Genomic DNA, 13,880 nt, shown 5'->3' with positions numbered 1-13,880 from the left:
GCTCGATCATCGCCTTGATATCCATCACGGCGTCGACGGCCGCGAAGATATTGGCCAGCACCGGCACCGTCTGGGCGACGGTCTTCAATCGCTCGACCGTGATCAAGTCATTGCTGATGCCGCGCAGCCAAACGTCGAGCGAATGAATCCCCGAATTGACGTCTTCAGGCGAAATCTTGATCAGCGGCGACACGAACGTATCGGTCGGCTTCGGTTGCAATACGGTCGCGTCGGCCATGGCGATGGTTTTGCTTGCTTGGGATTTGACGGCTGCGGTCGTCGAGGCGATAAGACGATGCGCATACGCTTGCATGCGACATCATTTGTCAGCGGCAAAATTCTAATTAAGGCAAGTGGATAAATCTACTGCTGCAGTGGATAGACCGAGCGTTCTTGAGTGATCGAGGTAATTAATGCCGCAAGAAATTCAGAAAAGATTCATCGAAGGGAATAAATGCCGATCGAAATGGCATGGAACGGCGAAACTTCGGGCAAGGCGAGGGCCGCTGTGATCTCAGTTAAGCGCGGGCCGAAGGGCCGACGAGCTCACGCCCTCAACCAAAAATACGCCCCAGAGGCAATCCCTTCGAACATCTCATCGGACGACTCGATCACGTTTTGCCGCCAATACCGGCCGTGCTCGGCGTAATGCGTAAACAAATCGGCGACGACTTCGCCATTGACGTCGGGCGTGAGCGGCAATCGCAGAATCAACACCATGCCGCCGGTATCGGCGTCGAGCCCGAGTTGCGCTTGATCTTGTGCGTAAATCAATAGATTCGCCTCCAGCATGAGGCGAAAGATGGTGAGGGTGCGTCCGGCCGTGACGGTGCCGTAATGAAAGTTGATGTACATCGCGAGCGGATCGTTTTCGAAATGATCCATTCGCACGTCGAAACCTTCGACTTCCAGCGTGCGCGTTTGCAGGATCTGGTCGGCGTCGGGCAATCCCACCACCGCGCAGACTTCCCGCACTACGTCGACGTAACGCTCGAAGCTCATGAGTTGTCCTGACTATGATGAGGGGCCGTGGCCCGCCGAGTGCGCATTCCGAAGCGAGCCCGGCGCCTGACGTCGAAGCGGGACGAGCCGCTTCGACGACAGGCCGTGCGTCACTGTGGCGTTGTCGACATCTTTTCCACGCCGGCGGCTTCCGAGCGTTCCAGATTCAGAACCGATTGAATCATCGTCAGTTCGATCTGCATTTGAGCCGTTTGAATCATCATCGGCACCATTTCCGACATGCTCGACTTCATCATGCCGCCCGCTGCAGCTGCTGATCCGCCAATTGCCATGCTTGCCTCCTAAAAGGGCGTTACGGTTGAAAAACGACTGCTGTGCTTCGCGCGTGGCCGCGTGCGTATGCCCGCGGCCGGCGAACCGGGTACGCGCCGTCATGCGTCGGCGCGACAAAGCTCGTACGAAGAACCGTCGAGAAAGAAACCGCGCAACTAAAGTTCCTCGCCGGCTTCAACTTTTAAATCCGAAAGGCGTTGCACGATTCGGCTCGCGGCGACGAGGCCCCGATAGAGCGTCTGCAGATGAACGCGCTCGCGCTCCGCGGTCGAGCCTGCAAGCCGGTCGGACATTTCTTGCGCGGTCGCATCGAGCGCCGAGGTGAGGCGTGCGACGCGGACGTGGCGCGTGGGCGAGTTCAGGGTGGCTTCGAAGCCGACCAGATCGGCGACGACCGGTTGGAGTGCTTCATACATGGTGGGTACCTCGCTATCGTTCTGCTGCGTTGATAAGTGACCAGAGGCCGCGGGTGCTTAACGCGCCGGTTTCGTAGGCATGTCGTTCATCCGTTAGTGCACGACCGAATTGGCCGTTGCGCTCGTAGGGCGCCGCTCGGGTTTCAAATTGGCCGTGCCCGGGTACACGTGCTTCACGCCGTCGGGGGTCTCGACGTATCGCACGTCGCCGATGGCGATGAGCGCGGTGTAATCGCCGGCGCTTTCGGCCGGGGCCGGCGTCTCGCGCACCGCAACGTCGATGCGCTTGATATTGGTATCGAGGTCACGTTTCACGCGAGCCAGCGCGTCGTCGAATTTCGCCATCGACCGCACGGCACCGCCAACTTCGAACACGCCGGCGCCGCGGTACTTCACGTGAGCGCCATCGACGGCTAGGGCGTCTTCGAGGTTGCGCCGATCGGTTTCGGCGACATCGTATTGCCGCAGAATTCGGTCTTGATCGGGCGCGACGCGCGCGAACACGCCGCGCGCCGCAACGTCTTCCGCCGCCGTCGCCACCATCCCTTTTACGACCACGGCGTTGCCGTGCGGCACCGCTTGCAGATCGGCGAGCCCCGCCGCGTGCAAGGCGCTGCCGATGCGCTCCGCGAGCGTGTCGGGGCTCGGCATCGCTTGCGCCTCTCGCGGCTTGGAGCCGAATAGGGTGGCCGCCACGACGAGCATCGCCGCGATCATGCCGCCTGCCAGCGCTACGCCGATAGCACGCGGGTTGCGCAGCCGATGTCCACTACTCGTGGCGTCGTTCTGCTCGGGCTTGACCCACAACATGCGAAGCAAGTCGACGTCGGCCGGCCACTGCGACGCCTCGGGACCGATGCACAGCACGATCTCTCCGAAGGGAAGGGGCACGAGGTCCGGAACGAGCGTCACGGTCGATTCGGGCGCCGAGTTCGCTACGACGCTCGACACTGTACCGTCGCCCGCCGGCTGCGCGGAAGCGAACGTCCAGCGTGTGACGCCCGCTTCATCGAGCTCGATGCGAATGCTGTCTTCGGTCCAATCGGTGATGCATACGTCTGCGTCATCGTCGGGTCCCAGGCGATAGGCGCCCGGCGCGAGCCTGACCTGTGCCCCGGAGTGTGCGCCCGTCAAGATGCGAAGCTGCTTCATGTCGTTTGCCTCGTCGCTCGCGTCATGGTGTGCGTTAAGTGGTGCGGCGCTTGCGCCGTCATCTGCGAAGCCAGTCTAGGGATGCAGGGTGAGTTCATCGCTGCCGACGCGAACCGGTCGCGACATTTACGAAGCGGGGCCGAACTCCTCGTGGCTTGAATCGTTCGCTGCGCGCGCGTCGTTCCGTGCGGGCCTGCTATGCGCGTCTCGTTGGCTTACCTGCGCCGAGGCTTTCGCTCGTTCGGCACGCAGCGCTTGTCGCGGGTCGACGGTTTGCCCCGTGGCGAACAGCAGCGTGCGAATGCGGCAGACGGACAAACGAAGCTGCGTTCGCGTGTAGGGGCGCTCGCCATGCAGCACGAGAAGCGGCTTGAGGACGTTCAGATCTTTCTGCCGCGGCAACAGTTCGCCCGGTGAATCCGCGCGATAGCCAGGCTCGTCTTGGACGGTTTGAAGTTGATGCTTGACGCCGAGCAACCCCGTCTGACGTGTCGAGTCCCGCAGCGGCGCATGCTGCAGACGGGCCGATACGAGATCGAGCGATGAGCCGAGAACGAGCGGCGTAACGGCTGCGTTCGGTTCGCGATTCAGGCCCTGCCCGAATCCAAGGCACGTGCGCGTCCAGGCGAGCCGTGTCTGTATCTCTAGCCGCAACGGTTGGTCGGCGTGCGCGTCGGCCAGGTGTCGCAAGTCGGTGCGTATCGCCGACGGTGAGATCCGCTTGCTGAGCTTGACCTTGACGACGGGCGCTCGCTCGTCTTCCTGCTGTTGTCGCTGCCGGCCCGAGCCTTGACCGCCGTCGCGATCGAGCCGCTCGACACCGCGTGAGTGCGTGTCGTCTCGGGGAGCGGAATGGCCGTCCTGAAGCCGCTGCTCATGAAGCTTATGCTCGGCATTGGCCTTGTGCTCGCCATGCTGCTTCTCTTGTTTGTCGTGCTTTTCCGCCTTCTCTGTCTTGTCTTGCTGCAGGCCTTGCTTGCGTTGCTTCAGCGTTTCGAGCAACTTCAGCGAGCGAGAACCCCGCGACCGGTCGGCCGCCGCGCGCACCGCGGCGAAGCGCGCCTGCAACTGCATGCCCGTGCGGCGTCGCGCCGCGATCTGGCGCATCTTCACCAGGCGCTGGCGCTTGGCGCCCAGTACGGAAAGATCGACGCCGCGTTGCGTCAATAGCTGTTGAGCGCGCTGCTGGGCCTCGGTTTGTTCGGTCCGTGCGTCCTCGACCGCCTCCTCGAGTTGCGCAAGCCCGTCCTGGCGTATTTCGCTCATGTCGGCACGGCGAGTTGCATCAGTTCGTTAGCGAAATGCAGGATCGACGATCCGCCCCACGGAGCGAGAATCGCAATCGCCGCCACGGAGACGACGAGTTTCACCGCGTATGAAATCGTATGGTCCTGCAGCGAGGTGATCGCTTGAAGAAATGAGATCAAGAGCCCGGTGAGCGCGGCGATCGCCACGATGGGCAGCGACACGTACAAGCACAACAGCATGGCCTGGGTCGCGAGGCGAATCAGGTTTTCGACATCCATGACGCAGATCCTTCGGTTGGGGCGGCCGGCCGAGCCGGCGCGCTTAGCGATAGGTCAGCACGAGGCCGTGCATCAACGCCGACCATCCGTCCATGACGACGAACAGCAGCAGTTTGAACGGGATCGCGACGTTGGTCGGCTGCACCTGATTCAAGCCCATCGCCATCAAGACGTTCGCGATCACGAGGTCGACGATGATGAAGGCGATGTAGAGCAAGAAGCCGATCTTGAAAGCATCGGTCATCTCGGTGAGCGTGAAGGCGGGGGCCAAGACGATCAGGTCGTTTTCCTTCAGGTCGGCGGCCATTTGCTTGGGCCAGACGACGGAAGCCGAGCGCAGGAAGAACCGTTTTTCGCGTTCATGCGTGTGCTTGATCAGGAACTGGCGGAACGGCTCCTTGGCTGCGCCGAACGCGCTGATCATGACCTGCGACGTTTCGTTCGGCATCGGGCGGTTCTGCATGTTCGACATGGCTTGCATGCCGACGGGCGCCATGATGTAGATCGACACGAGAATCGCAATGCCGTTGAGCACCATGTTCGGCGGCACCTGCTGCACGCCGAGCGCATTTCGCAACAGGCTCAGGACGACCACGATTTTCGCGTAGGAGGTCACGACCATCGCGACGAAGGGCAGCATGCTCATCGCCAGGACGGCGATGAGCAGCCCCGTGTAATCACTGAATTGAACCATTGCCGTGCGTCATTTGGAGGACACGCACGCCGAGCTGATCGCCCACCGTGACAAGCTCGCCCGTGCCGATGGTCTGGCCGTACGAGGTGAGGCGGATGCGTGCGTCGGCGATCGGCACGGGCAGTTCCACCACGTAGCCGGGGCGCAGCGCCGACAATTGAACGACGGGCATCGGCACCGTGTCGAGCTCGAATTTGACGGGCAAATTCAGTTCGCCGATGTCGATCGGCTCGTCGCCGCTTGGCGCGGCGGCATCGTGGTCGTGTTCTTCTGTTTCGTAGCTCATGGTCGGAGTCCCCTGTAGAGTCAGTGTGTGTGCCGTGAGGCGCACGCCGGCGGCCAGTTGGACGGAGCCCGGCATGCCCCAAAGCGCGCGCAGTTCGGCCGCTTGCGGCGGCGAGGCCAATGCGCCGGCGAGCGCCGGTTCGGTGGCCCGCAGCAAGATGTCGCCGGGGCGCAAGCTGCGCAATATGTCGATGCGATACGTCTTGGCGCCCACGATCAGCCGGCCCGGCACGTTGATGCCGCTCGCGTGCTGCGCGAACGGAATACGTTGGCGCCCGATGCAGGCGGCGATCGCTTCGATGCAGGCGTCGTCGAGCCGGCCCACGCGGCACTCGAGGTGGCGATCGCCGTAACGGAAGGCGACCGATAGCGCGGCACGCGCATCGTCGGGCTCGCGGCCGCGGCGCACGCCCAGCACGCGTACGTCGGGCAAGCCGAGTTCGGCCAGACACGCGGTGAAAGGCGCGAGCAGAATCGCCGCCACGGCATTGCGCAACGCGGCGTCGCCTTGACGCGCGTCGTCAAAGGCGTCGCCGGCCATGCCGGCTAGCCCGGCGTCGCGGCTCGCACCGTCGACGGCAACGCTGGCGAGCGCCGCATGCCGGTTCAGATCGATTGCGATCGATGCATGCGCGAAGCCGTGACTGAGGTCGATCCAGCCGGGTTGCGCGAGGTGGGCCGCCTCGCCGCAGCCCACGGCGAAGCCCGTGATGCCGAGCTTCAGTTGCAGCCAAGCGGCGAGGCGTTCGTCGGCCGCGAGCCGTGCGAGTCTCGCCAATCGCGCATCGATCGCCGGCAGTGTCGCGAGCGCTTGCGCCCCGCGCACGATCGGCTGGCGCGCGGCGGCCGAAGCTACGGCCGCCGTGGCGTTGTTGGGTGACGTGAATTCCATGCTTGCCTTGTTGTCGATCAATCGAAGCTGAAGCTGCGTGGCTAGAGGGCGAGGATCTCGACCGTGCGCGGCGCATCGTGCTGAGCGAGCAAATTTTCGAGTCGACGCTTGAGAACGTCCGCGTGATGCAAGACTAGTTGCCTCGAACTTGCATCATTTGTGTCGAACCGAAGCGTCAAATCGAAATACGAAAGCGTCAGCGACAGCGTGCAGTCCGGCAGGATCGCCGGGTCCAACGTTAAGCGCATCGTCCAATGTCCTTGGGCGAGGACCGCTGGGTCGGTGCAGAAATCGGCAACGCGCGAAGCGAGGTAGTCCGCTAGAACGAGGGTCTGCTGCTGGTTCGCGAGCGCGTCGAGATAGGGGGCGTCGAGCCGTTGCAATCGCTGCGTCAGCGGATCGGCGGGGAGCGGGGACTGGGCGGATACGCTTCGGTCGCCGGGGCGAGTGGAGGCGCAACCGCCTTTGGACGATGTATGCGGCGATTCGCCTGGCGTCTCGTTCAACGGACATTCGGCGCCCGAATGCGCCGATGCGCTGGACGAACCGGAGCGCTGCAAGACATCGCCGGCCGTCACTGCCTCGGGGTGGCCGTGCGTTTGCATGTGCCGTCGGGCATCGGGAGGCGAGTTCCGCACGCCTATCCGGCCGCGCTTCACCAGTTCGGCGTAGTCGAAACCGCGCCGTCCTTCGTTTCTCGGCGGCGCAAGAGCAGGATCGTCGTCTTCGATCGCATGCACGGCGTAGGCGCGAACGATGCCCATTTACAAATCCTCGCTCGACGTATCGATCGCCGCGACGATCACATCGTCACGCGGCCGAGCGGCTGCAGCTCGACGTGGCTGCCCAACTCCTGGTACGAATACACAGGCAACCACCCAAGCCGGCTCTCGATCATGCGCCGCACGTAGCGTCGGATGTCCATCGATGTGACGACGGCTAGCGCGGGACGCGGCTCGGCGCCCGCATGCGCGGCGATGCTGTCGACGAAATACTTGATCTCGTCGGGCGGCAACGCCAAGAAATTGCCCGTCGGCGTTTGTCGGATCGATTGACGGATATGCTGCTCCACGGGCATGTCGAGCACGACGGCCGTGAGCGTGCGCTCGCCGCCCGCTGCGCGATGGGCGATGTAATGCGCCAGATCGCCTCGCACGTATTCGGCGAGCAGCAGCATGTCTTTTTCTTTTGGGCCCCAGACGACGAGACTTTCCATGATGCCGCGCACATTGCGCACCGATACCTGTTCCTCGAGCAACCGGCGCAGGACATCCGCAATCTTTTGCAGCGGCAACGCTTTCGTGACCTCAGCGACGAGGCCTGGATAGTCCACGCCCAACTGGTCGAGCAGCCACTGCGCTTCTTGAATGCCGAGGAATTGATGGGCGCGCGAGCGCAGCATCGTGATCGCCTCGCGGGCGATCACCTGCTCGGCCCGCCATGCCTTTGCTTCAGCCGGAACGCTCTTCTCGTTGACCCAATAGCTTTGCGTGTATCCCCCCGCTGGTCCGCGCGCCTCGCATTGCGCCATGAGTGCTGAGTCGCGCGCCGCATCCGGCAGCATGACTTTCCCGTGTGGAAGCGTGGTGCGCGAGCAGGGAACATCATGAACGAGTATTTCGTACGTGCTGGGCTCGAGGGTCTCCAGCGCCCACATCGTGATGCCTGGAAACGGTAGCCCGAGCTCGTCTTGCAGCGAAGCGCGCTCCGTATCGAACGCCTTGTCCAAATGCGGCGTGGACAACCGCGCGATCAAATCGGGCGCGACGCGTACGCCGACCGGCGCCGTGAACTGCGGTGCGCGCGGCAAAATGGACGGGGCGTCGCCCTTGGCCCCGGCGCGCTGAAACGCACCGACGGGTGCGCCTTTCGTGCCCGTCGTGCGCGCGCCCGTGCCTTTCTTGCTCAACCGATAGCCGGCGAAGGCCAAAACCCCTGCGAGCAAAACGAACAACGGCGCGGGAAAGCCCGGCACCACAGCGAAGCCGAGCAGCAGCATCGCGGCGAAGAACAACGGGCGCGCATTGCCCGCGAGCTGACCGAAGATGTCGGAACCGAGCGAGCGTTCGGCGTCTTGCTTGCCGTCCTCGACGCGCGTGATGATGACGCCCGCCGCAACCGAAATGAACAACGAAGGGATTTGCGACACCATCGCGTCGCCGATCGAAAGAATCGAGAAGCGATTCGCGGCCTCGCCGGCTGTCATGCCGTGGTACGCCACGCCCACGGCGATGCCCCCCAGGATGTTGATCAGCGTGATGATGAGCCCCGCGATGGCATCGCCCTTGACGAACTTCATCGCGCCGTCCATACCGCCGTGCAACTGGCTTTCCATAGCCAGTTGAAGACGTTTCTTGCGTGCGTCCTCGGGAGAGAGCACGTTTGCGCGCAGTTCGGCGTCGATGCTCATTTGCTTGCCGGGCATGGCGTCCAGCGTGAAGCGCGCGCCCACCTCGGCGACGCGTTCGGAGCCTTTGGCGATGACGATGAATTGCACCGTGGAAATGATGATGAAGACGACCAGCCCGACGACGAGATTGCCGCCGACGACGAGTTCGCCGAAGCTCTCGATGATGTGCCCCGCATCGGCATGCAGCAGAATAGACTTGGTCGATGCGATGTTCAGCGAGAGCCGATAGAGCGTCGTGAACAGCAGCATCGACGGAAAAGCGGACAGCGACACGATGCTGCCGACATACATCGTCACCATCAGCAGCGTGACGCTCAACGTGATGTTGAGCGCAAGCAGGACGTCGATGATTTCGGGCGGAAGCGGGAGAATCATCAGCGACACGATCGCGACGACGAGCATCGCGATGCCGATTTCTCCCGCACCCGGAATGCGCAGCGATTTGAACATGGTCAGGCTCCTAGGCGTGGCGCGCCGACGCTGTCGACCCAACGCAGGATCGCCGCAACCACTTCGAACATCGCTTCGGGAATGGGCGCGTCGTGCTCGACGCGGTAGAGCGCGCGCGCAACCGGCGGATTGGCGACAACGGGTATGCCGGCCTCGGTCGCATAGCGGCGCACGAGCGCCGCTTGCTGATCGACGCCCTTGGCGACGACGACAGGCAGCGGGTCTGCGCCGGGGCGGTAACGAATCGCGACCGCGTAGTGGGTCGGATTCGTGACGACGACGTTGGCGCCTTCCACGGCCGGTTTGTCCGGCCCCTTGTTGATCAGTTCGCGGCCCAGTTTTCGGCGCTCACGTTTGATGCGAGGGTCGCCGTCTTGCTGCTTGCGCTCGCGCTTGATTTCGTCTTTCGTCATGCGCAGTTGCCGCGTCATGAGCCACTTTTGGATCTTGAAGTCGGCGAAGCCGATGATGAGGTAGGCGACGAAAGCCGTCGTCAGCAGACTGAGCAAGGCGTGCCAGAGGACCTTCATGAGCGGGCCCAGCGGCTGATAGGCAGCGTTCGACAGCAGCGGCAGCATGTTCTTGATCGACATCCACATCACGGGCACGAGCACGGCGAGCTTGATCACGCGTTTGCCGACATCGATCGCGGCGCGCATCGAAAAGATGCGTTTGAGCCCCGTACCCGGGTTGACAGCCTGAAGCTTGGGCATGACGGGATCGAAGGACACAGCCAGGCCCGCTTGCGCGGCGGCGCCGACCGCGGCCGCCAAGGCGCCCGCGCCGGCGATGGGCAGCAGCACGATGACGGCGGCGGCAAGCACGTGATATAGCGTGTGCAACAAGTTCTGCAGCGAGTGATCGCCGGCGACGAACGTGATCGTCTGCATGACGATGCTGCGCAGGGTATCGGAGAACATCCGTTCACCCATCATCAGCACGCCGACGACACCGAGCATGCAGACGGTCTCCGTCAAGTCGGGGCTCTTGGCGACCTGACCTTTCTCGCGGGCATCCTCGAGCCGTTTCTGGGTGGGCTTTTCGGTCTTATCGCTCATCGGGTTCGTCCATCCGGTGCGCCGACGCGGACGCGATCGACGATGCTGCGCACGATAGACGCGGCGCACCGGCGCGCACCCGAGCGGGGCGAAGGCGAGGGATGAATTCCGAAGGAGGCGGTTGAGCCGACCGACGTACCGCTTGCCGGCGATGCGGCGCGGATGCCGATTCACACGCGAAGCCCAATGCCGCCGACACGCGGCACCTTCGTAAATGTACGGTTCGCTTCGCGTCGAACGGCGGTAGATCTAACCTTGCTTGCTAATTTTCGTTGCGTGGACCGCTACCGGTCACGCATCTTGGGGAATCGACATGAGCGAATTGGCGGATTACGTGGATTGTGGCGACGAGGTCTTGCGCGGCCTCGTCGAAGTGCTGAACCTGGCGTTGATCGACAAATTCCCGCGCACGCGTGTCGATCACGACGAGCTGGATCATTTGTTCGCGGCGCTGCGGCTACTGTGTAAGCCTGCGCCCGAGCTCGACATGATCGCCGGCCGCATGCTGATCGTGCGCGGCGATTGGATTGCGGCCGCGCAAGCGTTCGGCGCGATCGCCGAGAACGGTCATTGCCTGCCGAATAGCCGCGCAATGCAGATCTATTGCATGAGCGAGAACAACGACCGCGATTGGCGGGTGGAAGCGCATCGGCTGCTTCAGGATGCCGTGTCCCCCGATGCAATGCGCCTCGTTCGAGCGGTTGTTGCGCGCAACGACTTGAACAGCGCGCTTGCGGCTTTCAAGGCAAGCGGAGAGTTCGAACTTCCGGAATCGTTGAAGGCGCTCATCGCCGAAAGGCAGCAGCGTCAAACGAAGGAAGCGGCCGAGGCGCAGCCCGTGCCGACGGCCATCGATCCGTCGCTGATGATGAGCAATCAATACATGCGCTTATAAGGCGGGGTCATCATGATGCACGTATCGATGCAACTGCAGCAGGTGCTGGCGAACGAAGCCGCGGGCAACATGGGCGGCGCGCAATCGACGCAGCAATTGGCCGACAAGTTTCAAGCGTTGTACGAGCGCGGGCATATGACGGCGCCGGCGGCGCAGGGAATGGACACCGAGACGATGATCTCGAAGATCGTTCGCGATCAGGATCTCGCCACGCAAGCGGTCAGCAACGACGCGCTGCACATGATCCGATCGATTCCGGAGCTGACCACGCAGCAAGCCTTCGCCGCGGAGACGCAAGTGATGATGGAGACGGCGGGATTGCAGTGCGATCTGCAGGTGAAGCTGGCCGTCGTGACTTCGTCGAAGGACGCCATCGGCACGCTGATGAGGAATCAATGATGAAAACCGCAGGGTGGCTGGCGCCGTTCGTTTTCGTGCGTCGCAGGCGCTGGATGAGGCTTGCTTGCGTGGCGCTCCTGCTCACGCTGACCGCGTGTCACAAGGAGCTGTACGGCGGCTTGAGCGAGCGCGACGCGAACGAGATCGACGTCGCGCTGCTGGAGGAGGGGGTCGATGCACAAAAGAGCAGCGCCGATGGCGGCAAGACCTGGTCCGTCGAGGTCGACGAAAAGCAGATGGTCCGCGCGATGCAAGTGCTGCGCGCGCGCGGATTGCCGGAGCGCAAGTACGACGATCTCGGCGACTTGTTCAAGAAGGACGGGCTGGTGTCGACGCCCACCGAAGAGCGTGTTCGGTTCATCTACGGCGTCTCGCAAGAGCTGTCCGACACGTTGTCGAAAATCGACGGCGTCGTCGTCGCCCGCGTGCATATCGTGTTGCCGAACAACGACCCGCTCGCGGCGACGATCAAGCCCTCGTCCGCCTCGGTGTTCATCAAGTATCGGCCGAACGCGAACCTCGAGACGCTCACGCCGCAAATCAAGAACCTCGTCGTGCATAGCGTGGAGGGCCTAACGTACGACCAGGTCAGCGTGGCGTCGGTGCCCGCGGACCCGGTCGACTTCGCCCAGACGCAGACGCAAAGGAGCAATTGGCTCGTGATCGCGGCACTATGCGCGTTCTTCCTTTGCGGCGGGGCCTTGCTGGTTTTGCTCAAGCGTCAAGCGTTGCTCGAGGGGCCAGCGGGTCAATGGATCGCTCGCTTGAAAGCGCGGCGCGGTGACGACCATGCGCGCGCGGCAGCGGATGCGTAGTGAAATGCAGATGCCGATGTCGACGCCGGTGCAATGAGTGGACGGCAGCGGCATCGGTGGGCTGGAGAACGCGATGCAGCGCGATATGACTGAGCAAGGCCCGGCGGCCCGCGCGGCGGCTTGGCTGGCGCAATACGAGCGCAATCGAGCCGCGGCGAGCGCATGGATTGACCGGTCTTGGTTGCCTTCGTGGTGGCCGCAGGCCGCATCGACGTGCGACGCGTTGTCGGCGCCCGATAGCGTGGAAGCTCTGATGCGCACGCTGTCGGTACCGGCGCCCGACATGGAGCTCGTGTTCGACTGCGCCGAGCGGCAGCAAGGGACAAGCCCTGATTGCCGCGGCAGCGGCAAAGCGGCGATGCCGGCGCTGGCGTTGACATGGCTCTCGGTGCCCGAGCAACTTCGGATGCTGCGTTTGCGCGCATTCGTGTTTCGACGCGGCGAGGTGCGCCGCGTGGTCGACTTAGAGCGGCGAGCCCGGCTGGCCGCGTGGCTCGGCGATCAAGGCGGCGCGCAGCTGCGTTGGCTGCAAGGGCTGGAAGGTGCGCCCGAGATGTCCGTCCTGACGCGCATGTACGGCGCGCCGCACCTCGATGCGCTCGACGCGACGGCGCTCGCTTGGGAGGGGTATTGCTTGTTCCAGCGTGACGGCGTGTTGCGGGCGGGCGATGCGACCGCGCAGCTGTTGCGCTTAGGGTTGCCGCGCGCGCTCGACACGCCCGCATGGCTCGCCCGGTGCCCGCGCGACACCGATGCCGATGGCAGCGAGCGTGTCCTTAGGCGCTTGCCTATCTTGTTTCCGGAGCATGCATGGTCATTTGGCTGCGAAATCCCACCATCGAACTGAGCGGCGACGCGCGTTCGTCGGCCGATCTCGGTATAGACGCGGAAGGCGACATCCTTCGACGCGAAGGCTACGCGCATGTGGTCTCGCTCGATGAAGCGGCCGAGGCGTGCCGTATTCGACATCGCGAGATTCTCGCCGATGCCGAGCGGCGCGCCCAGGCCATCATTGCGCGCGCCGAAGAGCAAGCGGTGATGCTGGCCGAGCAGGCCCGGCAAAGCTACGCCGAAGCCGAACAACGCGGGTACGAAGCGGGCAAGACCCAGGCGATCGGCGAGTGGTACGCGCGTTTCGCGCAGCATGCCGCCGAACAGCGCGACGTGCACGAGCGGTTGCGCGAGCGGCTGGCCGAGCTCGTCGTCGTCGCGGTCGAGCAGATCGTGCGTAGCGAGGATAGCAGCGCGTTGTTCGCACGCTCGGCCAGTGCACTCGATCGCATTGCCGAAGGATGCAGCTATCTGAAAGTCCGCGTGCATCCGGGTGACTACGAGGCCGCGTCGCGGGCGTTCGATCGCTTCGCCGAGGACATGCGCGAGCGCGGCCGTAGCGCGCCGATCACCGTGACGGCCGATCGGGAACTGGCACCGGGCGCATGCGTGTGCGAATCGGATCTCGGGATGGTCGACGCCAGCCTAGCCACGCAGCTCGCGGCGATACGCGCCGCCGTCGAGCGCGCGTTGGCGCCGATCGAGATGGCTGAGGAGGCGACATGAGCGAAGTCATCGCCCCTGCGACGCAGACCTTGGCC

16 protein-coding genes and 1 pseudogene are annotated in these 13,880 nt (G+C 63.6%); 5 read left to right on the top strand and 12 right to left on the bottom strand.

The window, feature by feature from the left end:
* The 12 genes and pseudogenes from ACTHNR_RS05660 to sctU form a co-directional block, all read right to left on the bottom strand.
* Positions 1 to 313: pseudogene (locus ACTHNR_RS05660) on the bottom strand (hypothetical protein); the annotation flags it as partial.
* Between the two features lie 233 nt (positions 314 to 546).
* A complete protein-coding gene (locus ACTHNR_RS05655; protein WP_440546569.1) occupies positions 547 to 1,002 on the bottom strand; it encodes a molecular chaperone Tir in 456 nt (151 codons plus the stop codon).
* 110 nt (positions 1,003 to 1,112) lie between these two features.
* Positions 1,113 to 1,295: a hypothetical protein gene (locus ACTHNR_RS05650; protein WP_440546568.1), complete on the bottom strand. Its 183-nt coding sequence runs from the start codon at positions 1,293 to 1,295 to the stop codon at positions 1,113 to 1,115.
* 156 nt (positions 1,296 to 1,451) lie between these two features.
* Positions 1,452 to 1,712, bottom strand: a complete 261-nt coding sequence (locus ACTHNR_RS05645) for a type III secretion protein (protein ID WP_440546567.1) — start codon at positions 1,710 to 1,712, stop codon at positions 1,452 to 1,454.
* Between the two features lie 93 nt (positions 1,713 to 1,805).
* Positions 1,806 to 2,864, bottom strand: a complete 1,059-nt coding sequence (locus ACTHNR_RS05640) for a type III secretion system protein (RefSeq protein WP_440546565.1) — start codon at positions 2,862 to 2,864, stop codon at positions 1,806 to 1,808.
* Positions 2,865 to 2,990: 126 nt separating this feature from the next.
* On the bottom strand, positions 2,991 to 4,130 hold the full coding sequence (locus tag ACTHNR_RS05635) for a hypothetical protein (protein WP_440546564.1): 1,140 nt from the start codon (positions 4,128 to 4,130) through the stop codon (positions 2,991 to 2,993).
* Positions 4,127 to 4,390, bottom strand: a complete 264-nt coding sequence (sctS, locus tag ACTHNR_RS05630; protein WP_440546563.1) for a type III secretion system export apparatus subunit SctS — start codon at positions 4,388 to 4,390, stop codon at positions 4,127 to 4,129. The genes ACTHNR_RS05635 and sctS overlap by 4 nt, the downstream gene beginning before the upstream one ends.
* A 43-nt stretch (positions 4,391 to 4,433) precedes the next feature.
* Positions 4,434 to 5,084, bottom strand: a complete 651-nt coding sequence (gene sctR, locus ACTHNR_RS05625) for a type III secretion system export apparatus subunit SctR (protein ID WP_440546561.1) — start codon at positions 5,082 to 5,084, stop codon at positions 4,434 to 4,436.
* Complete coding sequence (gene sctQ / locus ACTHNR_RS05620) at positions 5,068 to 6,261, bottom strand: type III secretion system cytoplasmic ring protein SctQ (protein WP_440546560.1); 1,194 nt, start codon at positions 6,259 to 6,261, stop codon at positions 5,068 to 5,070. The genes sctR and sctQ overlap by 17 nt, the downstream gene beginning before the upstream one ends.
* Before the next feature lie 41 nt (positions 6,262 to 6,302).
* A complete protein-coding gene (sctP, locus tag ACTHNR_RS05615) occupies positions 6,303 to 7,025 on the bottom strand; it encodes a type III secretion system protein SctP (protein ID WP_440546559.1) in 723 nt (240 codons plus the stop codon).
* 38 nt (positions 7,026 to 7,063) lie between these two features.
* Positions 7,064 to 9,121: a type III secretion system export apparatus subunit SctV gene (gene sctV / locus ACTHNR_RS05610; RefSeq protein ID WP_440546558.1), complete on the bottom strand. Its 2,058-nt coding sequence runs from the start codon at positions 9,119 to 9,121 to the stop codon at positions 7,064 to 7,066.
* 2 nt (positions 9,122 to 9,123) lie between these two features.
* Entirely contained in the window at positions 9,124 to 10,179 is a 1,056-nt protein-coding gene (gene sctU, locus ACTHNR_RS05605) for a type III secretion system export apparatus subunit SctU (RefSeq protein ID WP_440546557.1), read from the bottom strand.
* A 313-nt stretch (positions 10,180 to 10,492) separates the two neighbouring features.
* On the opposite strand from sctU, the gene ACTHNR_RS05600 reads away from it, so the two are divergent.
* The 5 genes from ACTHNR_RS05600 to sctL all read left to right on the top strand — a co-directional run bounded on the left by ACTHNR_RS05600 (position 10,493) and on the right by sctL (position 13,845).
* Positions 10,493 to 11,074, top strand: coding sequence for an HrpB1 family type III secretion system apparatus protein (locus ACTHNR_RS05600; protein ID WP_440546555.1), 582 nt, complete (start codon positions 10,493 to 10,495; stop codon positions 11,072 to 11,074).
* A gap of 12 nt (positions 11,075 to 11,086) precedes the next feature.
* Entirely contained in the window at positions 11,087 to 11,473 is a 387-nt protein-coding gene (locus ACTHNR_RS05595) for a type III secretion protein HrpB2 (protein WP_440546554.1), read from the top strand.
* Complete coding sequence (gene sctJ, locus ACTHNR_RS05590; RefSeq protein ID WP_440546571.1) at positions 11,473 to 12,288, top strand: type III secretion system inner membrane ring lipoprotein SctJ; 816 nt, start codon at positions 11,473 to 11,475, stop codon at positions 12,286 to 12,288. The genes ACTHNR_RS05595 and sctJ overlap by 1 nt, the downstream gene beginning before the upstream one ends.
* Positions 12,289 to 12,373: 85 nt before the next feature.
* Entirely contained in the window at positions 12,374 to 13,135 is a 762-nt protein-coding gene (locus tag ACTHNR_RS05585) for a type III secretion protein HrpB4 (protein WP_440546552.1), read from the top strand.
* Entirely contained in the window at positions 13,099 to 13,845 is a 747-nt protein-coding gene (sctL, locus tag ACTHNR_RS05580) for a type III secretion system stator protein SctL (protein WP_440546551.1), read from the top strand. Before ACTHNR_RS05585 ends, sctL begins: the two co-directional genes overlap by 37 nt.
* The last annotated feature ends 35 nt before the right edge of the window (positions 13,846 to 13,880 follow it).

The sequence above is a fragment of the Trinickia sp. genome (assembly GCF_051954495.1).
GTDB lineage: Bacteria > Pseudomonadota > Gammaproteobacteria > Burkholderiales > Burkholderiaceae > Trinickia.
Note: the sequence above shows the minus strand (reverse complement) of the source record. Positions and strands in the feature narration are given on the sequence as shown.